The 24,396-nt window shown below is 54.3% G+C and carries 20 protein-coding genes; 16 read left to right on the top strand and 4 right to left on the bottom strand.

Features of this window, described 5'->3' with window-relative positions; all coding sequences use genetic code 11:
- Position 1 precedes the first annotated feature (1 nt).
- The 7 genes from murG (at position 2) to lpxC (ending at position 8,098) form a co-directional block, all read left to right on the top strand.
- The gene (gene murG, locus ACT3RP_RS09675) at positions 2-1,099 is read left to right on the top strand and encodes an undecaprenyldiphospho-muramoylpentapeptide beta-N-acetylglucosaminyltransferase (protein ID WP_441684085.1); all 1,098 of its coding nucleotides are present in this window, start codon (positions 2-4) and stop codon (positions 1,097-1,099) included.
- 17 nt (positions 1,100-1,116) lie between these two features.
- Positions 1,117-2,565 (top strand): UDP-N-acetylmuramate--L-alanine ligase, encoded by a 1,449-nt coding sequence (murC, locus tag ACT3RP_RS09670; RefSeq protein WP_193062703.1) that lies wholly within the window; start codon positions 1,117-1,119, stop codon positions 2,563-2,565.
- The gene (locus tag ACT3RP_RS09665; RefSeq protein ID WP_444625846.1) at positions 2,562-3,485 is read left to right on the top strand and encodes a D-alanine--D-alanine ligase; all 924 of its coding nucleotides are present in this window, start codon (positions 2,562-2,564) and stop codon (positions 3,483-3,485) included. The genes murC and ACT3RP_RS09665 overlap by 4 nt, the downstream gene beginning before the upstream one ends.
- A gap of 33 nt (positions 3,486-3,518) precedes the next feature.
- Positions 3,519-4,232: a cell division protein FtsQ/DivIB gene (locus tag ACT3RP_RS09660; RefSeq protein WP_441684089.1), complete on the top strand. Its 714-nt coding sequence runs from the start codon at positions 3,519-3,521 to the stop codon at positions 4,230-4,232.
- A 311-nt stretch (positions 4,233-4,543) separates the two neighbouring features.
- The gene (ftsA, locus tag ACT3RP_RS09655; protein ID WP_483393707.1) at positions 4,544-5,836 is read left to right on the top strand and encodes a cell division protein FtsA; all 1,293 of its coding nucleotides are present in this window, start codon (positions 4,544-4,546) and stop codon (positions 5,834-5,836) included.
- Between the two features lie 34 nt (positions 5,837-5,870).
- Complete coding sequence (gene ftsZ / locus ACT3RP_RS09650; RefSeq protein WP_193062574.1) at positions 5,871-7,052, top strand: cell division protein FtsZ; 1,182 nt, start codon at positions 5,871-5,873, stop codon at positions 7,050-7,052.
- Between the two features lie 134 nt (positions 7,053-7,186).
- Positions 7,187-8,098: a UDP-3-O-acyl-N-acetylglucosamine deacetylase gene (gene lpxC, locus ACT3RP_RS09645; protein ID WP_193062576.1), complete on the top strand. Its 912-nt coding sequence runs from the start codon at positions 7,187-7,189 to the stop codon at positions 8,096-8,098.
- Positions 8,099-8,203: 105 nt separating this feature from the next.
- Here the strand turns inward: lpxC and ACT3RP_RS09640 are convergent, their stop codons facing one another.
- Positions 8,204-8,677, bottom strand: coding sequence for a DUF721 domain-containing protein (locus ACT3RP_RS09640; protein WP_193062578.1), 474 nt, complete (start codon positions 8,675-8,677; stop codon positions 8,204-8,206).
- A 97-nt stretch (positions 8,678-8,774) separates the two neighbouring features.
- Between ACT3RP_RS09640 and ACT3RP_RS09635 the strand changes: the two genes are divergently transcribed.
- The 4 genes from ACT3RP_RS09635 to ACT3RP_RS09620 all read left to right on the top strand — a co-directional run bounded on the left by ACT3RP_RS09635 (position 8,775) and on the right by ACT3RP_RS09620 (position 14,294).
- Positions 8,775-9,140, top strand: a complete 366-nt coding sequence (locus ACT3RP_RS09635; RefSeq protein ID WP_226938526.1) for a hypothetical protein — start codon at positions 8,775-8,777, stop codon at positions 9,138-9,140.
- Between the two features lie 87 nt (positions 9,141-9,227).
- Entirely contained in the window at positions 9,228-11,960 is a 2,733-nt protein-coding gene (gene secA / locus ACT3RP_RS09630; RefSeq protein ID WP_483393706.1) for a preprotein translocase subunit SecA, read from the top strand.
- Positions 11,961-12,003: 43 nt separating this feature from the next.
- Positions 12,004-13,233 carry a bifunctional glutamate N-acetyltransferase/amino-acid acetyltransferase ArgJ gene (gene argJ / locus ACT3RP_RS09625; protein ID WP_483393705.1) on the top strand — a complete coding sequence of 410 codons (1,230 nt, stop codon included), beginning with the start codon at positions 12,004-12,006 and terminating at the stop codon, positions 13,231-13,233.
- Between the two features lie 104 nt (positions 13,234-13,337).
- Entirely contained in the window at positions 13,338-14,294 is a 957-nt protein-coding gene (locus ACT3RP_RS09620) for a Nudix family hydrolase (protein WP_483393704.1), read from the top strand.
- Between the two features lie 126 nt (positions 14,295-14,420).
- Here ACT3RP_RS09620 and ACT3RP_RS09615 read toward each other — a convergent pair whose 3' ends face one another.
- Together ACT3RP_RS09615 and ACT3RP_RS09610 are read right to left on the bottom strand one after the other, a co-directional pair.
- Positions 14,421-15,323 carry a carbon-nitrogen hydrolase gene (locus ACT3RP_RS09615; RefSeq protein WP_193062586.1) on the bottom strand — a complete coding sequence of 301 codons (903 nt, stop codon included), beginning with the start codon at positions 15,321-15,323 and terminating at the stop codon, positions 14,421-14,423.
- Positions 15,324-15,336: 13 nt separating this feature from the next.
- Complete coding sequence (locus ACT3RP_RS09610; RefSeq protein WP_483393703.1) at positions 15,337-16,386, bottom strand: agmatine deiminase family protein; 1,050 nt, start codon at positions 16,384-16,386, stop codon at positions 15,337-15,339.
- 239 nt (positions 16,387-16,625) lie between these two features.
- Between ACT3RP_RS09610 and ACT3RP_RS09605 the strand changes: the two genes are divergently transcribed.
- Positions 16,626-17,867, top strand: a complete 1,242-nt coding sequence (locus tag ACT3RP_RS09605; RefSeq protein WP_193062591.1) for a lipoprotein-releasing ABC transporter permease subunit — start codon at positions 16,626-16,628, stop codon at positions 17,865-17,867.
- Positions 17,868-17,910: 43 nt separating this feature from the next.
- Positions 17,911-18,639 carry an ABC transporter ATP-binding protein gene (locus ACT3RP_RS09600; RefSeq protein ID WP_193062594.1) on the top strand — a complete coding sequence of 243 codons (729 nt, stop codon included), beginning with the start codon at positions 17,911-17,913 and terminating at the stop codon, positions 18,637-18,639.
- 9 nt (positions 18,640-18,648) lie between these two features.
- Here the strand turns inward: ACT3RP_RS09600 and ACT3RP_RS09595 are convergent, their stop codons facing one another.
- Positions 18,649-19,200: a DUF2062 domain-containing protein gene (locus ACT3RP_RS09595; RefSeq protein ID WP_193062596.1), complete on the bottom strand. Its 552-nt coding sequence runs from the start codon at positions 19,198-19,200 to the stop codon at positions 18,649-18,651.
- A gap of 97 nt (positions 19,201-19,297) precedes the next feature.
- On the opposite strand from ACT3RP_RS09595, the gene ACT3RP_RS09590 reads away from it, so the two are divergent.
- From ACT3RP_RS09590 to lpxK, 3 genes are read left to right on the top strand one after another with little or no spacing between them, the layout of a single operon-like run.
- The gene (locus ACT3RP_RS09590) at positions 19,298-21,589 is read left to right on the top strand and encodes a DNA internalization-related competence protein ComEC/Rec2 (RefSeq protein ID WP_444625841.1); all 2,292 of its coding nucleotides are present in this window, start codon (positions 19,298-19,300) and stop codon (positions 21,587-21,589) included.
- 56 nt (positions 21,590-21,645) lie between these two features.
- Positions 21,646-23,382 (top strand): lipid A export permease/ATP-binding protein MsbA, encoded by a 1,737-nt coding sequence (gene msbA / locus ACT3RP_RS09585; RefSeq protein ID WP_444625840.1) that lies wholly within the window; start codon positions 21,646-21,648, stop codon positions 23,380-23,382.
- The gene (lpxK, locus tag ACT3RP_RS09580) at positions 23,379-24,392 is read left to right on the top strand and encodes a tetraacyldisaccharide 4'-kinase (RefSeq protein ID WP_444625839.1); all 1,014 of its coding nucleotides are present in this window, start codon (positions 23,379-23,381) and stop codon (positions 24,390-24,392) included. The genes msbA and lpxK overlap by 4 nt, the downstream gene beginning before the upstream one ends.
- Positions 24,393-24,396: the final 4 nt, after the last annotated feature.

Genomic DNA, 24,396 nt, shown 5'->3' with positions numbered 1-24,396 from the left:
TGTGACCACGAACGCACGTCGAAGAGTGCTGATCATGGCAGGTGGAACCGGTGGTCACGTGTTTCCAGCGCTTTCACTCGCTCGGGCATTGCAAGCGCAGCAAGTAGACGTTGAATGGCTAGGCAGCCCCAGGGGCATTGAAAATCGCCTTGTTCCTGAGGCAGGCATTACACTGCACACCATTGCAGTAAGCGGACTACGTGGCAACGGGTTAATGGGCTGGCTCAAGACGCCGCTCAATCTTACCCGCGCCGTTTTGCAGGCACGCGCAGTTATTCGCGATTTCAAACCCCAGGTTGTGGTAGGGCTGGGCGGCTTTGCCAGCGGCCCCGGTGGGCTGGCGGCATGGCTAATGCGCATCCCGCTGATTATTCACGAGCAGAATGCTGTGGCGGGGCTCACCAACCGCGTTTTATCACGCTTCGCCAAGCGCACCTTTGCGGCTTTTCCGGAAGCCTTTGGCGCGCGAGCTGACGTTATCGGCAACCCGGTGCGTGACGATATTGCCAGCCTAGGCAGTGCGCCGCGTGATGTGACTGTACTGTCCGCGCGCGCTCTACGATTGTTAGTAGTGGGTGGCTCGCTTGGCGCGGTTGCGCTTAATGAGCGCTTGGCGCCTGCTTTGGCGCAGCTGCCTGAAGAGCAACGCCCCCAGGTGCGCCATCAGGCAGGCAAAGGTCGTGACGCAGATACAGCAGCGCTTTACCAGCGATACGGTGTTGTCGCGGAGGTCAGTGCGTTTATCGATGACATGGCCGCTGCCTATGATTGGGCTGACCTTGTCGTATGCCGTTCGGGCGCCTTAACGGTCGCTGAGCTGGCTGCGGCGGCTAAGCCAGCGCTGCTGGTGCCTTTTCCGTTTGCGGTTGACGACCATCAGCGTATCAATGCCCAGGTGCTGGTAAACGCCGGTGCTGCACAGTGCGTTGTTCAGTCAGATCTGACCGTTGAGCGTTTAACCGATTTTTTAAATGAATTGCTCGTCCCGAATACTCTGGCAATGATGGCGTCTAAAGCACGCCAAGCCGCTCATTTAGACGCCACAGAGCGCTTAGCGGAAGGGTGTTTGGCGATGGTGTCGTTAGGAGACTCCGCGTGACCGATTTAATCAAGTCCATGACGCCCCAGCGTGGTTGTACCACGGCCCCGGGAATGCGCCGCATCCGGCGTATTCATTTTGTGGGCATCGGTGGCGTCGGTATGTGCGGTATCGCCGAGGTGCTCGCCAATCAGGGTTACACCGTTAGTGGCAGTGACATGAACGCCTCCTCCGCGGTGGAGCGGCTGCGTCAATGCGGCGTCTGTGTCGATATTGGCCATGCTGAAGCCCACGTTGATGGCGCGGATGTGGTGGTAGTATCAAGCGCCATTGATGACACGAATCCGGAAATTCGCTGGGCCCACGAGCACCGCGTGCCGGTCGTGCGCCGGGCAGAAATGCTGGCAGAGCTGATGCGTTTTCGACATGGCATTGCCGTCGCCGGTACCCATGGTAAAACGACGACGACCAGCTTAACGGCGACGCTGCTAGCTGAAGGTGGGCTTGATCCTACGTTTGTGATTGGTGGGAAGCTCACCAGTGCCGGCGCTAACGCACGCTTGGGCGCCGGTGATTACTTGGTCGCGGAAGCCGATGAATCGGATGCCTCGTTTTTGCATCTTCAGCCGATGGTATCCATTGTTACCAATATCGATGCTGATCATATGGCGACGTATGGCGGTGACTTCGAACGTCTGAAGAGCACCTTTATCGAGTTTCTGCACAACCTACCGTTTTATGGGTTGGCGGTGCTTTGCATTGATGATCCGCACATTCGCGGCCTCTGCGAGCAAGTTAAGCGCCAATTCGTGACCTATGGATTTGACAGCGATGCGGACTATCGCATTGTAGATTTTTCTCAGTGCGGTGGTGAAGTCACATTTACCGCGCTGCGCCCGGGAGACGTTGAACCGCTAAAGGTACGTTTAGCGATGCCTGGGCGTCACAATGCATTAAATGCCATGGCGGCGATTGTCGTGGCCACCGATGCTGGCGTTAGCGATGCCGCTATTTTAAGCGGTTTGGCGGGCTTTGCTGGGGTAGGGCGCCGTTTCCAGGTGCATGGCCACTTTCCTGCACCAAAAGGAGATGGCGACATCATGTTGGTAGATGACTACGGTCATCATCCGCGTGAAGTCGACATGGTGATTCAGGCCATTCGCGCAGGTTGGCCCGAACGCCGCTTGATAATGCTCTATCAGCCCCATCGCTATAGCCGGACTCGTGACTTGTACGAAGACTTTGTGCGGGTACTTTCCCAGGTTGATACGCTGGTGCTGCTGGATGTTTATAGTGCCGGTGAGGCCGTGATTCCCGGTGCAGAAGGGCGAACGCTGGCAGGCTCTATTCGCCAACGTGGCGAAGTAGACCCGCTATTTGTAGAGCATAAGCATGAGCTGCCAACTCTGCTCGCCAACGTGCTACGCCCCGGTGATATTTTAATTACTCAAGGGGCCGGCGATGTGGGCGGAATTTCTCTTCGCCTGGCGCAGGCGCAGCTAGTGATGAATGAGGTAGAACTGTGAGCGTTGATGTGACCAATACACAAAACGTCGTTGTGGTTTACGGCGGCACGTCTGCTGAGCGCGATGTGTCGCTCAAAAGCGGTACCGCGATTCTGGATGCGCTGAAGCGTAAAGGCGTGGCGGTATGTGGCTATGATCTTCGCGATAAAGGCCTAGTTGGCTTGGAGCAGCTGGCGCCTTCCGTGGTGTTTGTCGCTCTGCACGGACGTGGTGGAGAAGACGGAACGCTACAGGGCGCTTTGGAATTGCTCAATATCCCTTATACGGGCAGCGGTGTCCTTGCCTCTGCGCTGGGTATGGATAAGCAGCGCACTAAGCAAGTATGGCGCGCGATGGGTCTACCAACGCCTGAAAGCATTATGCTGGATGCAAGCTCTGACTGGTCTGCCGTGGTAGCTGAGCTTGGTTTGCCGTTGATGGTGAAGCCAGTGCATGAAGGCTCAACGCTTGGTATCAGCATTGTGAAAAGTCAGGCAGCGCTGGAATCGGCCTACCAAGAAGCAGCGCAATTTGATGCGCGCGTCATGGCGGAGCGTTTTGTCGTTGGGGATGAGTACACCGTCGCGCTGCTGGGCGATCAGGTGCTGCCGGCGATTCGCGTTGAGGTGCCGGGCGGATTTTACGACTACGAAGCCAAATATATCGCCAACACGACTCAGTATCATCTGCCCTGCGGCTTGTCTGTTGAGCAAGAGACAGCACTTGCCGTGCTCTGCCAGCAGGCGTTTGCCGCCATTGGTTGTGAGGGCTGGGGGCGTGTTGACGTTATGCACGACGGCGAAGGGCGCTTTTGGCTATTGGAAGTCAATACCGTGCCGGGTATGACCGGTCATAGCCTGGTTCCTCAGGCGGCCGCTTACGCTGGGATTGATTTTGATGATCTCGTGCTACAAATACTCAACACCGCAAGCGAGCAGTGACAGCATGAATAATGCCTTATTAAAAAGTGCCTTATGAAAAGGCGTAATGCTTGGTTGGGGATTATCCTGCTCGCTTTGCTCATGGGGGCCGGAGGGCGTGCGCTTTGGCTGTGGCTAGATCGCCCCATTGAGCGGGTATCTATTCGTGGCGAATGGGAGTACGTGAGCGCTGATTATTTGCGTACTCAGCTTGCTCCGCTAGTCGTTAATGCTACTTGGCTGTCGGCAGACCTGGGTGAACTTCGTGATCGAGCTCTTAATATTGGCTGGTTGAATGAAGTTCGTATTTCCCGTGAATGGCCCAATGCCTTAGTATTTGAGTTGGTTGAGCAGCAGCCCGTTGCACGTTGGAACGATGACTTTTTAGTTAATCCCGAGGGCGAGGCTTTTGCCTTTGCGCCGCTTTCTCCACCGTCCGGGCTCCCAGATTTAGCAGGGCCTAACGGAAACAGTGCAGAGGTATTGCGCTATTACCAGCGGTTAAAATCTCACTTTGCACAGTTATCGCTTGATCTAACGCAACTGCGTTTAGAGCCAAGGGGGGCTTGGCGGTTACAGTTAAATGATGGTGTTTGGGTAATGTTGGGCCGTCGGCAGCACGAAGTCCGCTTAGCCAGATTGTCTGCGTCATGGCAACGAGAGCTATATTCTCTTGGTGACAAGATTCGTTATATTGATCTTCGCTACCCTAATGGCGTTGCCGTTGCGTGGCATGGAGAAAGTGAATTTGAGGAGCCAGATGAGTAACAATGCTATTACTTAGTGCAAATAAGGTGTAAAAGTGAGTGGTTGCAATCGCTGAAAAGTCGATATTAGGCTTCATTTTGCTTTCAAAGCCTATTATTGTGTGTTTGTACTAGTCGTATTGCTACTATTGTTTCTATACTATGGCCCAAGCGCTGGTTAAATAGTTTTTAAATTCGACTATTTGTACTTAGCAAGAGTTGAGAAACATCACTGATTATTTCGGGTTGTACGCCTTCAATGTTTAACGTTGGATTAAGCGTCTCCCTATTTATATTTACCTTTAAACATGACGCAAGGAGATTTACCGACTCATGGCAGGCTCACCCAACGCATCCAATATGGTGGTCGGGCTGGACATTGGAACGTCCAAGGTCGTCGCGATAGTCGGTCAACCTACCGATGACGGCGGAATTGAAATTGCCGGTATTGGCTCGCATCCTTCGCGTGGCATGAAGCGCGGCGTGGTGATCAATATTGAATCCACCGTGCAGTCTATTCAGCGGGCAGTAGAAGAAGCTGAGTTAATGGCTGGCTGTGATATTCACTCGGTATATGTTGGCGTCGCAGGCAGCCATATTAGCTCAATGAACTCTGATGGCGTCGTGGCCATTAAAGAGCGTGAAGTAACCCCTTCAGATATTGAGCGTGTTATTGATTCGGCTCGTGCTCGTGCTATTTCAGAAGGGCAGCGCGTCCTTCATGTGTTACCTCAAGAATTTTCGATTGACGCTCAGGGCGGCATTCGTGAGCCATTAGGTATGTCAGGCGTACGTTTAGAAGCTCAGGTACATTTGGTCACCGCGGCGCTAAACGCGGTGCAGAATATCGAAAAATGCGTGCGGCGGTGTGGCTTAGAAGTAGACGCAATTATTTTAGAGCAGCTTGCCTCAAGCATGGCCGTGCTCACAGAAGATGAGCGTGAACTGGGTGTGTGCATGGTAGACATCGGCGGCGGCACTACCGATATGGCTATCTTTACCGAAGGTGCTATACGTCACACAGCGGTTATTCCTATTGCTGGCGACCAGGTCACCAACGATATTGCAATGGCATTGCGTACGCCCACGCAGCATGCAGAAGAAATCAAAGTTAAATACGCTTGTGCGCTGACGCATCTAGCGGCAAGTGATGAAATGATTAAAGTTCCTAGCGTAGGCGATCGCGCTGCTCGTGATTTATCACGCCAGGCGCTTGCTGAGGTGGTAGAGCCACGTTACGAAGAGCTGTTTACGCTAATACGAGATGAATTACGTCGCAGTGGCTATGAGGATATGGTCGCTGCAGGGATAGTGCTTACCGGCGGTACTTCGCGCATGGAAGGCGTTAGCGAATTGGCGGAAGAAATTTTCCATATGCCTGTTCGTATCGCTTGCCCTCAAAATGTAAAAGGTTTGGCGGATGTCGTCCGTAACCCGATTTATGCGACGGGGGTTGGCTTGCTGCACTATGCCTTGCAGGAAACGCGTTATGGGCAAGGCTTGAAAAGCCACGGGGGAGTTGTTGCAGCTCATAAAGGCCGCAACGAACTTGCCCGGCGTGATATCAAGGAAGACCACGGTTCGACGCTGGCAAGATTTAAAGGCTGGTTCAAAGGAAATTTCTGACAGGGCCGCAAGCGCGGTTCAGGAGACGGGGCTTATGTTCGAATTGGTAGATAACGCACCCTCGAGCAGTGCGGTCATCAAAGTGGTGGGTGTTGGCGGCGGTGGCGGCAATGCTGTTAACCATATGGTCGAAAGCAATATTGAGGGCGTAGAGTTTATTTGCGCCAATACTGACGCGCAGGCATTAAAGCGCGTGTCAGCTAAAACGGTATTGCAGCTAGGCAGTGAGATCACTAAAGGATTGGGCGCAGGTGCCAATCCTGAAGTGGGTCGTCAGGCGGCCATGGAAGACCGTGAGCGCATTGCTGAATTGCTGGTAGGCGCTGACATGGTGTTTATCACTGCCGGTATGGGCGGTGGTACTGGCACTGGCGGTGCGCCGGTTGTTGCACAGGTCGCCAAAGAGCTGGGGATACTGACAGTTGCGGTAGTAACACGCCCCTTCCCCTTTGAAGGGCCTAAGCGTATGCGTGCAGCTGAAGAGGGTATGAAAGAGCTCTCTCAGCACGTTGATTCGTTGATTACGATCCCCAACGAAAAGCTGCTTTCTGTGTTGGGTAAAAATGCCACGCTGTTGACAGCTTTTAGCGCCGCTAACGATGTGCTGCTAGGGGCGGTTCAGGGCATTGCCGAGCTGATCACAAGCCCAGGTATTATCAACGTCGACTTTGCAGATGTGCGTACGGTGATGTCCGAAATGGGCATGGCGATGATGGGTACCGGCGGCGCGACGGGTGAGAACCGTGCTCGTGAAGCAGCTGAAAAAGCTATCCGCAGCCCGCTATTGGAAGATATCGATCTTCATGGTGCGCGCGGTATTCTGGTTAACATCACTGCAGGACCTGATCTGTCGATTGGTGAGTTCAATGATGTGGGCGCGACGGTGCAAGAATTTGCTTCTCCAGACGCTACTATTGTTGTGGGCACCTCCATTGATATGGAAATGTCCGACGAACTGCGTGTCACCGTTGTGGCTGCAGGCTTAGATGGCAATCACAAAGCTAAAACGACTGCGCGTGAACCGGCACGTCGTTCGGCGGCAGAATCTTCATCTGACTATCGTAAACTGCAACAGCCAACCGTGATGCGTCAGCAGGCGACGGCCCGCTCTGAAGCGCCAGAAGCCAATGCTAAACCACGTTCTGAAAAGCGCCGGTCGACTGAAGCCGATGACTATCTGGACATCCCTGCGTTTCTACGCCGCCAGGCGGATTGATCCTCTTTATCAGGCAGGCTTTAACAGTGAGCAAGCGTTTTATTGGCTAAAACGCTCGCTTACTGTTAAAGTGAACACTGTTTGATAACTTTTTCCCTGCGGTAATCACCGTCATAAGAGTACGACTACTATCCATGATCAGACAACGCACCCTTCAAAACGTCATTCGCGCTACCGGAGTGGGCCTGCATTCTGGCAAGAAAGTCCATCTGGCTTTGCGTCCGGCGCCAGCCAATACAGGGATTGTGTTTGTTAGAACCGATCTGGAGCCCGCTGCGCACGTGCCCGCGAAAGCTGAGTTGGTAGAAGATACCCGACTATGCACGGCGCTTGCGTATAACGGGGTTAAAGTAGCCACGGTTGAGCATCTAATGTCCGCCTTTGCAGGGCTCGGTATTGATAATGCTTACGTTGATGTAAGCGAGCCTGAAGTGCCCATTATGGATGGCAGCGCTAGCCCGTTCGTATTTTTGATTCAGTCGGCGGGTATTTTAGAGCAGAATGCAGCTAAGAAATTTATCCGTATCAAGCGTCGTGTGGCCGTCACCGATGGCGATAAAGAAGCCGTTTTTCTGCCCCACCAAGGGTTTAAGGTCTCGTTCGCGATCGACTTTGACCACCCCGTGTTTGAACAGCAAAAGCAGACGGCGCTGATTGATTTTTCAACCACGTCTTTCGTTAAAGAAGTGTCGCGTGCCCGTACCTTTGGTTTTATGCGTGATTTAGAGTTTTTGCGCTCTAATAATCTGGCGCTAGGCGGCAGTCTAGATAATGCGATCGTGGTAGATGATTATCGCATTGTTAACGAAGGTGGCCTGCGTTATGAAGACGAGTTTGTTAAGCATAAAGTCCTGGACGCGATTGGTGATTTATACCAGTTGGGCTATAGCCTGATTGGTGAGTTCCGAGGTGTAAAATCAGGTCACGCGCTTAATAATCAGCTGTGTCGAGAACTAATGGCGCAGCCCGATGCTTACGAAATCATTACCTTTGAAGAAGAAAAAGCGGTTGCACCGATCTCTTATGCAGCCCCTGCTATGGCGTAAGGTCGGCGTTCATTACTGAATCGTTAATTGTCAGTTTTATAAAGCACCACTCATGTGGTGCTTTATGCATTTCAGGCCCACTTAAAGAGGCTAGTTGTGTATTCGTCAAAGCGGTTGCTTGGTTGGTGGGCGAGCATGTGAGGCAAGCCTTTCAAGAGCCCGTTTTAATGCGGGGTTGGTGGTGTCTTCGGCACACTCAGCTAATGTTTTACCAGCATCTAATGACAGGCTGCGAGTATTGCGTGCAGGGGCCACGATGGGGCGTACTGGGCGAACTTTAAACGTAAAGCCATTCACGCCTTCAAAGCCAGGCAGCTGGTGAAGCAGGTCTAGCAGGCGGCGCTGTTCGAAGCGCAGCCAAGTCAGCCAGCTAGCTTGACCACTAATAACGGTTAGGCGGCCATCGCGAAAGCCGCCCACGAAGATATGTTCGCGCATGTCTTCGGGTAAATGAGCGCGCAGGTGACGCTGCGCCTGATCGATTAAGCGAGATAGGCGCATTAACTGGCTAATATCACCGGACTTTGACAGCAGACGGGCGATGGGCTGTGCGTGAGAACGCTTAACCTTTATACTCATACACTTAATTCCTAGGTACCCCTAAATCGTTACATCGGCGGATTCAAGCCGATTACCCATTTGCAGAGCCTACCACGCTAAGGAGCCGGTCTACAGCATGTCGCCTACGCTTGAAGTACAAACTGCTCTGCCGCGGCGCCAGCGCCGCTACGGTATAGCACGTTGGTGGCTGGCTGGTTTGCTTGTAAGTTGCCTCCTACCTGCGAGCTTAAGTCCCGCGGACGCTTTTCGCGGCGGTGAACGCAACGTTACTATCTGTTTTTGGGTGCCCGCTATTTTGCGCGCCCAGTCGCACTGGGTTGCAAAAAGGCGTCGAGCACTGCGCCGCTGGTCTCAGCGTCGCCGTAGTGTCACGCCGATTCGGGCGCGATTTAACTGGCTTCCCCCGCTAATAGCCCTTGTCGCGGCGAGCGATGTTTTGACCCAACGCGGCCCGCCCTCATGCCGAGACATTCGTTCATAAAGCTACTTTGTCTCTGCTCTTGAATAAAAGAGCTTGCAGAAAAAAGAGTAGCTCCTGAGGGGGCGCTCGTGAATATCTGGATACTCCATGCTGAATAATTTGTTACGTAAAGTCGTTGGGTCTAAGAATGACCGCGAAGTAAAACGCATGCATAAAAATGTGCCGCAGATTAACGCTCTTGAAGCGGAGTTTGAGGCTCTTACCGATGCTGACTTACAGGGCAAGACTGCCGAGCTTCGTCAGCGCCTGGATGCGGGTGAACCGTTAGATAGCTTGCTAGCGCCAGGGTTTGCTATCGTTCGCGAAGCCAGTAAGCGCGTGATGGGGATGCGCCACTTTGACGTCCAGATGGTCGGCGGGATGACGCTGCACCGTGGCCGTATTGCTGAAATGAAAACGGGCGAGGGTAAAACACTCGTCGCTACGTTGGCGGTTTATCTCAATGCGCTGACCAGTAAAGGCGTGCATGTCGTTACCGTGAACGATTACTTGGCGCGTCGTGACGCTGAGTGGATGCGTCCGCTTTATGAGTTTCTAGGCCTGAGCATAGGCGTTATTTTCTCTGGCCAAACCGGTGAAGAGAAGCGTCATGCTTATCAGTGCGATATAACCTACGGCACCAACAACGAGTTTGGCTTCGATTACCTGCGCGATAACATGGCATTCTCGTTGGAGGATAAGGTACAGCGTGGACTGCATTTCGCGATTGTCGATGAGGTTGACTCGATTCTTATCGATGAAGCGCGTACACCGCTGATTATCTCTGGGGCGGTCGATGAAAATACCGATCTTTACAAAGTGGTTAACGTACTTGCCCAGCAGCTTGAGCAAGGCGAAGCATCTGAAGATGAAGATGCCCCGGTAACCGGCGACTTTGTTGTTGATGAAAAGCAAAAACAAGTCGAGCTGACCGAACAGGGGCATAACAAGGTTGAAGAGCTCATGCGAGCTGAAAACCTGCTAGGTGTCGAAGAGTCTCTTTACGCCGCACAAAACCTTAATTTGCTTCAGCATATGCATTCAGCGCTGCGCGCTCGCTATCTGTATAACCGCGATGTTGACTACATTGTGTCGGAAGATCAGGTGGTGATTGTTGATGAGCACACCGGCCGCTCAATGCCTGGCCGCCGCTGGTCGGAAGGTTTGCATCAAGCCGTTGAGGCAAAGGAAGGCGTCACCGTACAGCGTGAAAGCCAAACGCTGGCATCGACCACTTTCCAGAATTACTTCCGGCTGTACGAGAAATTAGCCGGGATGACGGGCACGGCCGATACTGAAGCGTTTGAATTTCGCCAGATTTATGGCCTCGACGTGATCGTTATTCCGACCAATCGGGCCTTGGCACGTAAAGACCTGAACGACCTGGTTTATTTGAGCGCTGAAGAAAAATATGAAGCGATCATTAAGGACGTAAGGACGGAGACGGAAGCAGGGCGCCCGGTTTTAGTCGGTACTGCTTCGATTGAAACATCGGAATATCTGGCCACGCTGATGCGCGAAGCAGGACTCACGTTTAACGTCCTTAATGCTAAGCAGCACCAAAGTGAAGCCGAAATTATTGCCCAGGCAGGCCGCCCAGGTGCGATTACGATTGCCACCAACATGGCGGGTCGTGGTACCGACATAATGCTGGGGGGTAACTGGGAGGCTGAAGTTGCCAAACTGCAGAACCCTAGCCAAGTGCAAATTGATGAATTGAAGGCCGAGTGGCAGGTGCGTCATGATGGCGTGTTAGCTGCTGGCGGTTTGCACGTGGTGGGCTCTGAGCGCCATGAGTCACGGCGCATCGATAATCAGCTGCGCGGACGTGCTGGGCGTCAAGGCGACCCTGGTTCAACGCGTTTCTTCCTGTCGCTTGAAGATAGCCTGATGCGGTTGTTTGGCTCTGATCGTGTCAAGCGTTTGATGCAGGCATTAGGCCTTGAACGCGGTGAAGCGATTGAGCATAAGATGGTGTCCAACGCCGTTGAACGTGCGCAAAAGAAAGTTGAAGGCCGCAACTTCGATATTCGTAAGCAGCTGTTGGAATACGATGACGTTGCTAACGATCAGCGTCGTGTTATCTATGAGCAGCGTAATGACATTCTTGCTGCCGACAACGTTGCTGATGCCGTTATTGGCATCCGCGAAGAGGTAATGGAAGAGGCGATTAGCGACTATGTGCCTCCTCAGAGTCTGCCCGAGCAGTGGGATTTGCCTGGCTTAGAAGCGCATCTCAAGACGGAATTTAATCTTGATGTGCCCGTCGTTAAATGGGCCGCAGAAGATGAGCGTTTCAGCGAGGAGCAGCTGCGCGAACGACTGCAAGCGATGCACCGCGAAGCCTATGCCGCCAAAATTGATGCGGCGGGTGAGAAGCTTATTCGGCGCTTTGAGAAGCAGGTAATGCTGCAAGTGTTAGACACTCGCTGGAAAGAGCATCTGCAGTCAATGGACCACCTGCGTCGCGGCATTCACCTGCGCGGCTATGCTCAAAAGAACCCCAAGCAGGAGTATAAGCGCGAATCGTTCGAACTGTTCCAGCACCTGCTGACCCATATTAAAGCAGACGTAACGCGTATTCTTAGCCACGTTCAGGTACGTCAACCTGAAGAGGTAGATGCCCTTGAGCGTAGCCGGCGTGAAACGTTGGAGCGCGAAGCGACCACCGCGGCAAGCCGGCACGATGATCCTGCCGAAGAACAGCTGGAAAATGCCCAAGATGAGCCAGTCGTTGATGGACAGCCCGTGCGTCGGGAAGGGCCTAAAGTAGGTCGCAACGACCCGTGTTTTTGTGGCTCGGGTAAGAAGTACAAACAGTGCTGCGGCAAGCTGAGCTAACGGCGAAAGCGTCTCAATATGGGCCTGCCTAAAGGAGAGAATCATGGCAGTTGGAAATGTTCCTTTTCCAGAGATGCTGCCCCTTAACGGGGTGCGCCTGGGAACGGCAATGGCGGGTATTAAAAAGCCGGGTCGTCGTGATTTAGTAGTTATTGAGCTACCTGAGTCAGCAACGGTATCCGGTGTCTTTACCCGCAATGCATTTTGTGCGGCGCCTGTGGCAGTGGCGAAGCAGCACCTTGAGCACTGCCGTGCTCAAGGACGATCACCACGTTTTTGGCTGATTAATACCGGCAATGCAAACGCCGGTACCGGCGAAGCAGGCATGCGCGATGCCTACGCCAGCTGTGCAGCGCTTGCTGAGCAGGTAGGTGTTTCGGCGCAGGATGTCTTGCCGTTTTCAACCGGTGTGATTGGTGAGCCGCTACCGATGGATCGTCTGTTGGCGGGCTTGGCTCCCGCCCTTGAAAGCCTGTCTAGTGACGATATCGCCTGGCAGCATGCGGGCCAGGGTATTTTAACGACCGATACTCGAGCGAAAGGTGCAACCGCGACGCTGGAGGTTCATGGCCAGCAGGTGACGATTAACGGCATTACCAAAGGGTCGGGCATGATTAAGCCCAACATGGCGACCATGTTGGGGTTTGTGGTGACTGACGCTGCCATTGAGACGCCGCTGTTAGATCGCCTGCTGCGCGAGACAGTCGACCACTCGTTTAACTGCATCACCGTGGACAGCGATACGTCGACCAATGATGCCTGCATGTTAGCGGCCACCGGTACGGGGCCTAGCATTGTCGATAAGGGTGACGTGTCGGCATTCCGCGATGCGTTGCAGGTGGTGATGACAGAGCTTGCTCAGGCGATTATTCGCGACGCAGAAGGGGCAACGAAGTTTGTGACGCTTCACGTTGATGGGGCGAACAGCCGCCAAGAGGCGCTTGATGTGGCTTTCACTGTTGCGCATTCGCCGCTGGTGAAAACCGCGCTGTATGCCTCGGATGCTAACTGGGGGCGTATTTTAGCAGCAGTGGGTAGGGCACCTGTCAGCGATTTTGACGTTAATCGTGTGGTGATTGATTTAGGCGATGTTCGCTTAGTCGAAAATGGCGGACGTGCAGCCAGCTACACCGAAGCAGCGGGAAGTGCAGTGATGGCGCAGTCTGAGATTGCTATTCGCATTAATTTGCGACGCGGTGACGAAAGTGCCACGGTGTGGACGTCTGATCTCTCCCATGACTATGTGTCTATCAACGCGGATTACCGTAGCTAACGAATTACCTCCAGCGCTGACGCGATGGCTGGGGTAAAGGGCAAACGCAGTGAGATAGCAGCGGCGGCAGTAGCGTCGCTGCGCAGACAGTGGATAAAGACGCAATGAGTGTAAAGGTGAAACGGCGGGTTCACGTCGCGGCGGCTGCAATTGTGAGCGCCGATCGGAAGCAAGTATTGATCGCTCGTCGGCCGTCAAACGTTGACCATGGCGGGCTATGGGAATTTCCGGGGGGCAAGCTTGCACCTTACGAAACCGGGCTTGAAGGCCTAAAGCGTGAGTTGCATGAAGAGCTTGGGATTGAAATTATCTGTGCCCAGCCACTGATTCGCGTGCACCATGAGTATCCTGACAAGCATATTTTGTTGGATGTATGGCAGGTGCATGAGTTTGCTGGCGAACCTTTTGGCCGTGAAGGGCAGGCGGTTCGCTGGGTGCCCATGAGCGAGCTTTCAAACTATCCCTTCCCCGCTGCTAATTTGCCTATCTTGCGTGCAGTAAGACTGCCCACCGAGTACCTGATCACTGGGGAAGAGGCTGACGATGCGCGGTTTGATGCATTTTTAGAGCGCGCGCTGCGCGAAGATCATGTCCGCTTAGTTCAACTGCGCGCAAAGCAGCTGGACGAAGCGGCCTACGTTGCGCGCGCGAAGCGAGCCTTGCAAATGTGTCGCGAGCACGGCGCACGATTGCTTCTCAATGGTGAACCAGCGCTGCTAGAGGAGGTTGATGCCGACGGTATTCATCTGACCAGCGAACGTTTAATGCAGCTTGAGCGTCGTCCCATTGCGGAAAATAAATGGCTATCTGCGTCAACACATAACCAAACACAGCTGGAAAAAGCGGCGGTTTTAGGCTGCGACTTTGTCAGCCTCTCGCCGTTACGTACCACGCCCTCGCATCCGGAAGTTTCACCGCTTGGGTGGCATGATTTCCAGCAATTGGTTGAGCGTGCAGGTATGCCCGTTTTTGCACTGGGAGGCATGACCCGCTTTGACGCGAATCATGCGCGCGCCGTGGGTGCTCAAGGTATCGCGTCGATTCGCGATTTCTGGAAGTAGTCTACCCGCTAGCCAGCCGCCAGTGTGGAATGAAAAACGCCTGCCCCTATCTTCATTGGGGCAGGCGTTTTTGTGTGCTAGTGAAACGAATGTTGCGTTTAACGTATGAAGAACATTTGGCTTTACCTAGTCACGATAGCGGCGGGTCATATCTGCGTAGGCATCCACGCGACGGTCTCGCAGGTAGGGCCATATACGCCGCGTGTTTTCACTGCGCGCCATGTCTAGTGTAACCACTAGCTGCTCCGCGTCTTCTTTTGCATGCGCTAATAGCTCCCCCTGCGGTCCGCAAATAAAGCTGCCGCCCCAGAACTGAATGCCGCCGCCAACGCCAGAGTGGTCTGCTTCAAACCCTACCCGGTTGGCTACTATCACAGGCAGGCCATTCGCCACGCCGTGAGCACGCTGAATGATCGTCCAGGCGTCTTTTTGGCGAACGTGCTCGGCTTCGTCATCGCTTGGGTCCCAGCCAATCGCCGTCGGATAAAGCAATAAGTCCGCACCCGCGAGAGCCATCAGTCGCGCTGCTTCTGGATACCATTGGTCCCAGCAGACCAGCACGCCCAGGCGCCCTAGCGAAGTTTCAATCGGCGTAAATCCTTCGCCGCGCGCGCTGTCGTAGTCGCCAGGGGTGAAGTAAAATTTCTCGTAAAAGCCCGGGTCATCGGGGATATGCATTTTTCGGTACTGACCTACGCGGCCTTTAGCCCGGTCATATACCACTGCGGTATTGTGATATAGGCCCGGCGCGCGACGTTCAAATAGTGAGCCGACCAGCACAATATCAAGCTCCTGTGCGAGCGCGGCCAGGCGCTGTCCCGTTGGCCCATCAAGCGGTTCAGCCAAGTCGAACAGGGCAGGATCCTCAAACTGGCAAAAATAATGGGTGGCATGTAGCTCTTGAAGCAACACCAGTTGAGCACCTTGGCGAACGGCATCGCGAATACCTTGCTCGCTCACGGCTAGGCTTTGGGCTTTATCTGGCCAAGCAGATTGTTGAACAACCCCTACGGTTAGCGTAGTCGACATGATGACTCCTTTATCAAGTAGTGAGCGCTGCCAGCGTGCCTTGGGGTAGCTGCATGGTTAAGCAGTGTAGGCTGCCGTGTTGGCGAATAACGCTATTGCACTCGATCGGGATAAGCGTGTGCTCTGGAAATGCTAACGCTAGCGCCTGAAGGGCTGCGACGTCGGCTGGGTCACCATAGGTGGGTACTAGTACGGCTTGATTGATGATCAAAAAGTTAGCGTACGTCGCCGGTAGGCGATGGCCGTCGTCTGGGTCGAAGCAGGCCTGTGGCCAGGGCAGCGCAATAAGACGGTAGGGCTCGCCATTACGTTGTCGAAAGTGTTGAAGCTCCTGCTCCATCGCCGCTAGTGCCGGGTAGTGCGCGTCATTAGGATCATCGCAACGCACGTAGGCAATGGTCGCCGGATCACAGAAGCGTGCGAGCGTATCAATATGGCTGTCGGTGTCATCGCCTTCTAGATGACCGTTAGCCAGCCACAGCACGCGGTCAACGCCAAAATCTGCCGCCAGCTGTGCTTCTACGTCTGTACGCGAGAGCGTGGGATTGCGATTAGCGTTCAGTAAGCAGGCTTCGGTGGTCAGTAGAGTGCCTTCGCCATCTGTTTCGATGCCGCCGCCTTCCAGCACTAAATCTCGCGACGCTATGGGGCATGACCAAACGCCTGCGTCAGCAAGTCGCTGAGTCAACTGATTATCGTGCTCAGCGGAAAACTTACCGCCCCAGCCTGTGAAGGTGAAATCGAGCATTAATCGCTGGCCATCTTCGTCTACGACGGTAATCGGCCCATGATCCCGCGCCCAGGTATCATCGGTGGGGGCAACGATCAGCAGTAGTCGTTCACTCGGCACTTGATAGGCCGTGAAGGTGGCCGCTAGGCGTTCTTTCGTCAGCTCATTCGGTACGCAAATAAGGACGCGTTGATAGCGCGTAGTGGCCACTACAATGCGTTCAAGAGTCGCTTCGATGCAAGCCAGCAGGGGCGCCCAATCGCCGTCGTGACGAGGCCAAGTAAGCTGAATACCATCCTGTGGATGCCATTCGGGTAGTAAGCGATAAGTCATAGTAGCCAACGTCTTGAATGCCCTTTGCGAAGAGTGTATCGAGTAGATTGCAGGCAGCCTCTAGAAACACTAGCTTACTCTGCGACAAGCAGTAAATCGCCGCAATGTAGGCGGTGGCGAGGTAAGTTGCAAGCATGCGCTGTGAACGCTCACGGTGTAGACCGCTCTAATGGCTGTTTGAGCATGCAGAGACATTAAAAAAACCGTACCATGAGCGCTTATTGATAAGGAATCACGCCATGCTTGATCGTTTGCCTTTTCTGGTGGGGCTGCGCTACGTGCGCGCTAAACGCCGAAACCACTTTATTTCTTTTATTTCGCTGACCTCAATGCTGGGATTAATGCTGGGCGTTGCGGTCCTTATCCTGGTGTTGTCGGTGATGAACGGCTTCGATCACGAGCTGCGCACACGCATTTTGGGGATGGTGCCCCATGCTAAAATTGAGTCCCGGGAAGGCTTAGTTGAATGGCAGTCGTTGGCTGAGCAGTTGATGCAGCGTGAGCGTGTTATCGGCGCAGCGCCCTATGTTGAACAGCAGGGTATGTTTTCGGTCGGTGGTCGCAATCAAGGCGCCATGGTCAATGGCATTAATCCTGAGTGGGAAGATAAGGTGTCCATCATCAGCGATCACATGCGTGAAGGTAAGTTGGCTGACCTTGTGCCCGGTGAATGGCACGTGGTGATGGGCTCGGCACTGGCACGCAGTTTGGGTGTTGGCGTGGGCGATCGGGTCACGCTGTTAGTGCCCGAAGCATCGATTACGCCCGCCGGGGTCTTTCCGCGCTTAAAGCGCTTTACCGTCAGCGGTATTTTTAGCGTCGGCGCTGAGCTTGATGCCAACTTGGCTTATGCCAATATTGAAGATATGCAGACCCTTGCGCGTTTAGGCGATGCAGTGGGCGGTTTGCGTCTAGAGTTGGATGATCTGTTTGCGGCTAGCAGCGAAACCCAGGCCATTATCAATGAGCTTGGTTCCGGCTATCGCGGCAGCGACTGGACGTTTACCCAGGGTAATCTGTTTCAAGCGATACAAATGGAAAAGCGCATGATTGCGCTACTGCTCACCGTTATTATTGCCGTGGCAGCGTTTAATATCGTTTCGACACTGGTCATGGTCGTCACCGACAAGCGGGCAGATATCGCCATTCTGCGCACTATTGGTGCTAAGCCAAGCTCGATTATGGGCATTTTTATTGTTCAAGGCATGGCGATCGGGATTATTGGTATCGCCATTGGTGTTGCGGTGGGGGTGCTGCTCGCGCTAACGATTGCGGACCTCATTGGTTGGGTCGAAGGAACGCTGGGCATTCAGTTCCTAGATGCCGGGGTTTACTTCATCAGTGATCTGCCCTCACGTCTGGAGTGGAGTGATGTCAGTCGTATCGTGTTGGCCGCTTTTGGATTGACGTTCCTATCAACGCTCTATCCCGCTTGGCGCGCAGCGCGGGTTCAGCCTGCCGATGTATTGCGCTATGAGTAGTCATGAGAGCGGCAATAACGAGAGCAGCAATAAGGATGCCAGGATGTCTATGAATACGATGCCTCTGAACACACGCCAAGACGCGGCGGTGATGCTCGATTGCCAGGCGCTGAGCAGGGTCTATAGCGAAGGGCCCCAAGAACTTACGGTGCTGGACCAGCTCAACTTGCAGGTGCGTGCCGGAGAGCGGGTGGCTATCGTCGGCAGTTCGGGTTCAGGTAAGACAACGCTATTGAATTTACTGGGCGGCCTTGACCGCCCCAGTGAAGGCAGCGTGACCATTGCCGGAGAGCCGCTAGCAGGCTTAAATGAAACGGCGCTTGGCAACTTCCGTAATCGCTATATTGGTTTTGTGTATCAATTCCACCATTTGTTGGCGGAGTTCAGCGCTGTTGAAAACGCCGCTTTGCCGCTGATTATTCGCGGTCAGTCGAAAAAAATGGCCGAGCAGCGCGCTATGCAAATACTTGAGCGAGTAGGCATGACGCCGCGGGCTAATCATCGGCCTGGTGAGCTGTCCGGAGGCGAGCGTCAGCGCGTGGCGATCGCTCGTGCGCTGGTGACGGATCCAAGCCTGGTCTTAATGGATGAGCCGACGGGCAACCTGGATCAGACCACGGCAGCCACTATTTTGGCACTGATGGATGAGTTGGCAAAAGAAAGCGCCTGCGCGTTTGTAATTGTGACTCATGACGTTGGCTTGGCTGCTCATCAAGATCGCGTACTCAAGCTGGATGCAGGAAAACTTATCGAGCAAACGCCCGCCCTTTAGTCATCCAGCTCAGTCATCAAACTCTGCTTCGATGCGCGCACGCCGCTGCCGACGTTTTAGGCGGCGGCGTTTCCAATTATAAGAAACGTGCCAGCGCCAAATCAGGCGAATACCAATATTGGCGACGATGGCTAAAAAAAACGCTGTTACTAATGATCCGACGATCAGCGGCGGCATAATGTCGTGCATCTGTTCGGCAATCCAGTGCGTTGAAATCCTAGAAGGAGCCTCCCGTACCGGCGCGCCGAGTATAAATGTGCCAATTCGGTAGTTGCCGTAGAAAATGAGTGGCATCGTTAGAGGATTGGTAATCCATACCAGGCCGATTGATAACGCTAAGTTACAGCGCGTTAAGCGAGCGCCCAGCGCTGCCACCACCATTTGAAAAGGAATGGGCAGCATGGCGCAAAACACGCCCACGCTAAACGCATTCGCAACGCTTCGGCGAGTTAAAAGCCACAACCCCGGGTCTGCAATCAGCGGCGCTAAGAACCGTAATGAGCGCTGTTTCCTGATAGTGTCGGGTTTGGGCATGTAGCGCTGCAGGAATCGGCGCGGCATAGCGGACACTCTTACCTATCGATCTCGCCTATTATCCATATAGCGCCGCCCTTAAGCTATGCTGGACAGTGAATGAGCTAACGCAAAGGAGAGCTGTATGCGGTTCGGTGTTGCTATGCCAGCCGCTTTTGCGGCACTGAGCGGGGGCATTTTTGCTTGGTATAGCACTTTTTCAGATATGACATCCAGCGCGCTAGGATGGGGTTTGGTGGCTACGTTGTTTGTGATGACGTGGCGCCCGCGTCTTGGTATTTGGCTTTTAATCGGCCTATGGGTTTTTATTAGTGTACAGCGCGAGTGGTCTGGCCGCCTGCCGGCCGGGTTAAGCGGTGAAGATATTGTTGTTGAAGCAACCGTTTTAACAGCTCAGCCGCTCTCTGTACCATCTTCTCAGGCTACTCGACTATTGCTTGCGCTTGATACGTGCCATAGCCCGGCGCAGCGCCCTAGCTGCTCGTCACTTTCCAAAGTGCGGGTATCGGCCTATAGCGATGAGGTGTTTAAGCCAGGGGAACAGTGGCGAATGACGCTGCGTTTGCGTCCTCCTGGTGGTTTTGCCAATCCGCATACTTTCAATTTTGAGCAGTGGCTCTGGCGAGAAGGTATTCATGCGACGGGGTATCTGCGTCAGGACCCCCAGGCTGAACGGCTATCGACCGCTAGCGTCTCCTTGCGCCAGCTAGCGCTAGACTTCTTATCACAACAAGCACTCAGCGAACGCACCCAGCGCTGGTTGGCGGCGCTGACGCTAGGTGAAAGCGGCCAGCTGACACAAGATGATTGGTCGCTGCTAAATGCCACCGGCACCACCCACTTGGTGGTTATTTCGGGATTACACGTTGGCTTGGTAGCTTCGTTTGTACTGCTATTAGCAAAGCTCGCTGCACGGCTATTAACTCCCGGCAACTGGCGCATGCGAGTCTGGCCATGGTGGGCAGCAGCAGTGGGCTGCGTTGCATACGCCGTGCTTGCAGGAATGGCGCCACCCGCTATGCGAGCAATGGTGATGACGCTAATTGGCCTGTGGGTACTTAGCGGTCGACATGCCCCCGGCGCTTGGCAAGCATGGTGGCTGGCACTCGCGCTAGTGCTGATGTTTGATCCTCTGGCTTTATGGCGGCCTGGTATGTGGCTGTCCTTTGTTGCCGTCGCATGGTTAATCGTTATTTGGCAGGGGCGTCAACGCCCGCGGGGTATTAAAGGGTGGTGCTGGGCGCTGATCCGAACGCAATTACTCTTAGCCCCGCTCATGGCCGCCGCTGTGCTGGTGGCGTTTGGCAGAGTGGCCCCGGTGGCTCCGCTGATTAACTTAGTTGCCGTGCCCTGGGTTAGCTCGATCATGGTGCCTACGGCGCTATTAGGCTGGCTGCTAGCGCCATTTCCTCTCGTGGGCCATGTGGCGTGGTGGATATTTGAGGCAGCGCTCAACGTTTTTCATCTTTTACTGACGCTGTCGTCGCAACAATGGCCGCTTTGGGAGCCTGACCGACTGCTGACGTATCCGCTAGCCTTTGCACTGCTGCTATTGTCGCTGTGCTGGGGGTTGCCGGGTGTTCTGCCTGGACTGCGGCTACTTTCGACCGCGCTGATAGTTGCGTTGCCTTGGTGGTCGCTTGCACCGCCGTTTGCGCCAGGCGTTATTAGAGTGAGCGTGCACGATGTGGGCCAGGGGCAGTTGATCGAGCTGCGTAGTCAGCACTATCGTCTTCTCTATGATGCAGGGCCGCGGTTTAGGGGTGGGTTTATGCCCTTAGAGACGCTGTGGTCGCCGGGGCAGCGTTTTGATCAAGTGATTATTAGCCACGCCGATAACGACCACGCAGGTGGGGTTGAGGCGTTACTCTCTGATCACCAGGTCAATCAGTGGCTGGCCCCCTTAGGAGAATCACTGCCCGTGCCAAGCGTTGCTTGCGCGCGAGGCCAGGCATGGGAGCGCGATGGGGTTGGCTTTCGTATTCTCTGGCCACCTGCCGGTGCTAATACGCTTTCTGCTAACGATCGCTCCTGCGTATTGGAAGTCAGCGTAGGCGAGCACAGACTGTTGATAACCGGCGATGTCGGTGCCGACATAGAGCGGCGCTTATTACACGACATGTTGCAGGACGTGCGCCCGCCGGTCAGTGTGCTGGTGGCTGGGCATCACGGCAGCCGCACTAGCTCGGGTATTCAGTTTGTGCGCCATACGACGCCCCAGCACGTTATTTTCAGCGCAGGAAAAAGCAATCAGTTCCAACACCCGGCTGATCAAGTGGTACGACGTTTTCGCTATGAAAATAGCTGTTTATGGAGCACCGCGCAGGATGGCGCGCTGCGTTTTTGGCTAGATGCTAACGATCTCATACAAATCAAAACGACACGTAAGCTATCTGGACAACGCAACCGGTGTTGAAGCACGCCGCCTTAAGGTAGAATTCAGCGCACTGCACACTATTGCCAGGAGCGCGTGTGACCGATTCAAGTTGGGATGTCTATAAGCGGTTGTTGAGCTACGTTAAGCCACATTGGCAGGCGTTTGCGCTGGCGCTGGTGGGGTTTGTGGTTTATGCCGCATCAAGCACCGCATTGGCGGAGATGATGAAGCGCCTGATTGATGGCATTCAAAACCCAGATGCAGCCTTCCGGCTATTTCTGCCACTGTTTGTCATTATTATGTTTTTCGCCCGTGGGGTTGGCACCTTCCTAAGTACCTATTTCATGTCCTACGTTGGGCGCTACGTGATCCACACGCTGCGCTGCGATGTGTTCGCCCATTTGCTTCATCTTCCCGGCTGGTTTTTTGATCATCATTCGAGCGGCCAGCTGGTGTCGCGAGTAACCTATCATGTTGAGCAGGTGGCCGGAGCAGCCACCAAAGCAGTGACCATCATTCTTCGCGAAGGCCTCTTCGTAATTGGTTTGATTCTCTATCTGCTTTGGACGAACTGGATGTTAACACTGCTGTTTTTGGGTGTGACGCCAATCATCGCCGTGGTGGTTAGCTATGTAAGTAAGCGATTTAGACGTATTTCAAAACGCATTCAACACTCTATGGGCGATGTGACCCACATTGCCTCGGAAGCCCTTTCGGGTTATCGCGTCGTGCGTACGCATGGTGCTGAAGCTTATGAGAAGCAGCGCTTTGCGCGAGTGAGCGAAGAGAACCGCCGTCAAAGTATGAAGGAAGCCATGACGCGCGCCGTTAGCTCGCCGGTGATTTTGATGCTCGTGGCCATCTCCATGGCGCTGCTGGTTTGGCTTGCCATGTCGCCCTCGCTAATGGCCAGCATGACGCCCGGTGAGTTCGTGGCGTTTATTACAGCGGCAGCGCTGATGATTAAGCCAGTGCGCCAACTGACTGAGATTAATGGTGAAATCCAAAAAGGACTGGCCGCGGCATCGGAGCTATTTGGACTGCTGGATATGTCGCCTGAACAGGACACTGGAAAGCACATAGCCAGCCGTTTAAAAGGCGATGTCGTGATTGATAACGTCAGCTTTCGCTACGCCGACGACCAGCCTGACGTACTGCATGACATTAACCTTCACTTGGCACCTGGAGAGTTAGTCGCCATCGTCGGGCGCTCGGGGAGCGGAAAGTCGACACTGGTTAGTCTGTTACCGAGATTTTATCGGTCTAGCCAGGGCGCGATTACCATTGATGGCATCAATGTTGATGACTACGCGCTAGGGCCGCTGCGTCAGCAGATTGCGCTGGTCTCTCAGCAGGTGACGCTATTTAATGCCTCGATTGCCGATAACATTGCTTACGGTGTAGCCAATCCTGATATGCAGGCGATTAAAGCAGCCGCCGAGGCTGCCTATGCGCATGAATTTATCGATAAACTGCCCAACGGCTATGCCACCACGGTCGGTGAAAATGGCGTTATGCTGTCGGGTGGGCAGCGTCAGCGTTTGGCAATTGCCAGAGCCATCTTTAAGGATGCGCCATTGCTAATACTAGATGAAGCAACGTCGGCACTGGACACTGAGTCTGAGCGCTATATTCAAAAAGCCCTTGAGCGAGTTTGTGAGGGGCGCACCACGCTGGTCATTGCACACCGGCTTTCGACTATTGAGCGAGCCGACCGAATTGTGGTGATGGATCAAGGGCGTATCATCGAGGAAGGCTCCCATCAGGCGCTGCTTGAAGTGGGCGGTGCCTACGCGGCACTGTATCAACTACAGTTCCAAGAAGCGGTATGAAGCTGCCTGCGAAAACGCTAGCAGAACGATGGCTAAAAGCCGCTTATCAAGGCAGCCGCTGGCTAGCGCTACTTAAACCGCTAGGGGCTCTGTACCAGCGGGGCATGGCGCGTCGTGAACAAGCCTACCGGCGCGGAAGAAAAGCCTCTTGGAAGGCGCCGGTGCCGACCATTGTGGTTGGCAATATCACCCTTGGTGGAACGGGTAAATCCCCTTTGGTGGCCTGGCTCGCTAGTTGGCTGGTGGGGCAGGGCTACACGCCGGGGATTGTGACGCGCGGCTATGGCGGAAAAGCGCCGCATTATCCACTGCGAGTGACGGCCAGTACGAAGGTGGCTGAAAGTGGCGATGAGCCGCTTATGCTGGCACAGCAAACCGGGCTGCCGGTAGTGGCGGATCCCAATCGCGTACGGGGTGTGCAGGCGCTGATAGCGGCGGGGTGCGATATTGTTCTCAGTGACGATGGTTTACAGCACCTGGCACTGGCTAGAGATATCGAGCTGCTCGTTGTTGATGGCACCCGAGGCCTTGGTAACGGTTATTGCCTGCCAGCCGGGCCGCTGCGCGAATCGCCTAGTCGGCTACAGCGAGTCGATGCGGTGATCGTCAATGGGGATCTAAAGCAGTCGCTACCCGTTGCGCCGGTCACTCATATGCAGCTGGCACCGGTCTGCTGGCGACGACTGGCAGACGGCACTCGCTTTCCGTTAACACCTTTGCCGTTTGCATTGCCGGTGCATGGCGTGGCGGGCATCGGTCATCCCGAGCGTTTTTTTCGGACGTTATCTACCCTCGGAGTCGAGGGTGACTGGCACCCGTTAGCAGACCATCAGCGTTTTAGTGCTGAGGCGCTAAGCTTTGCAGAGTCGCGGCCAGTGGTGATGACGGCCAAAGACGCCGTAAAGTGTTATGACCTGGCACCGCCCAATAGCTGGATATTAGACGTGGAAGCGACGCTTCCATCAGAGTTTGAGCACTGGCTGGCAGCGCGACTGTCGGCACTTTCCTAAAGGA

It is taken from the genome of Halomonas sp. AOP5-B2-8, from assembly GCF_052376475.1.
In the GTDB taxonomy this organism is placed as follows: Bacteria; Pseudomonadota; Gammaproteobacteria; order Pseudomonadales; family Halomonadaceae; genus Vreelandella; species Vreelandella casei.
The sequence above is the reverse complement of the archived record's forward strand: the minus strand, read 5'-3'. Positions and strand labels throughout refer to the sequence as shown.